This window comes from Streptomyces sp. NPDC047043 (assembly GCF_040644055.1).
GTDB lineage: Bacteria > Actinomycetota > Actinomycetes > Streptomycetales > Streptomycetaceae > Streptomyces.
In genome coordinates this window covers 1-1,135 of the sequence record NZ_JBEYVO010000098.1, presented here as the reverse complement: position 1 = coordinate 1,135, position 1,135 = coordinate 1, and the positions used below count along the sequence as shown (strand labels likewise).

General features: G+C 70.2%; 1 pseudogene. It reads left to right on the top strand.

The annotated features are described in order from the left end of the window. Positions 1–1,135: pseudogene (locus ABZ880_RS54445) on the top strand (alpha-1,4-glucan--maltose-1-phosphate maltosyltransferase); the annotation flags it as partial.

The following is a 1,135-nucleotide window of genomic DNA, read 5'->3' as shown; positions in this document are numbered from 1 at the left end:
CGCCTGGCGGCGGCGTTGACGCCGGAGGTCGATGCGGTGCTGGCCCGCCATCCGCTGCGGGAACTGGTCACCGCCTCGCAGACCCTGCCGCTGCTGGTGGAACGCGAGCGCGCCCTGTACGGCGCCTGGTACGAGTTCTTCCCCCGCTCCGAGGGCACCGCCGAGGTCCCGCACGGCACCTTCCGCACCGCCGCCCGCCGCCTCCCGGCGATCGCCGCCATGGGCTTCGACGTCGTCTACCTGCCCCCCATCCACCCCATCGGCACCACCTTCCGCAAGGGCCGCAACAACACCCTCTCCCCCGGCCCCGACGACGTCGGCGTGCCCTGGGCCATCGGCTCCCCCGAGGGCGGCCACGACGCCGTCCACCCCCAGCTCGGCACCCTCGAGGACTTCGCCTGGTTCGTGCGCGAGGCCCGCGACCACGGCCTGGAGATCGCCCTCGACTTCGCCCTGCAGTGCTCCCCGGACCACCCCTGGGTGCACAAGCACCCCGAGTGGTTCCACCACCGCCCGGACGGCACCATCGCCTACGCCGAGAACCCGCCCAAGAAGTACCAGGACATCTACCCGATCGCCTTCGACGCCGACATGGACGGCCTGATCGCGGAGACGCTGCGGGTGCTGCGGGTGTGGATGGACCTGGGCGTGCGGATCTTCCGCGTGGACAACCCGCACACCAAGCCGGTCGTCTTCTGGCAGCAGGTGATCGCCGACATCAACGCCACCGACCCCGACGTCATCTTCCTGGCCGAGGCGTTCACCCGGCCCGCCATGATGCACACCCTGGCGCAGAGCGGCTTCCAGCAGTCCTACACCTACTTCACCTGGCGCAACGCCAAACAGGAACTCACCGACTACCTGACCGAACTGTCCGGCGAGGCGGCCGCCTACATGCGGCCCAACTTCTTCGTCAACACCCCCGACATCCTCCACGAGTTCCTGCAGCGCGGCGGCCGGCCCGCCTTCGAGCTGCGCGCCGTCCTCGCCGCCACCCTCTCCCCCACCTGGGGCGTCTACAGTGGCTTCGAGCTGTGCGAGAACGTCCCGCTGCGCGACGGCAGCGAGGAGTACCTGGACTCGGAGAAATACCAACTCCGCCCGCGTGACTGGGAGTCGGCCGAACGCGACGGCC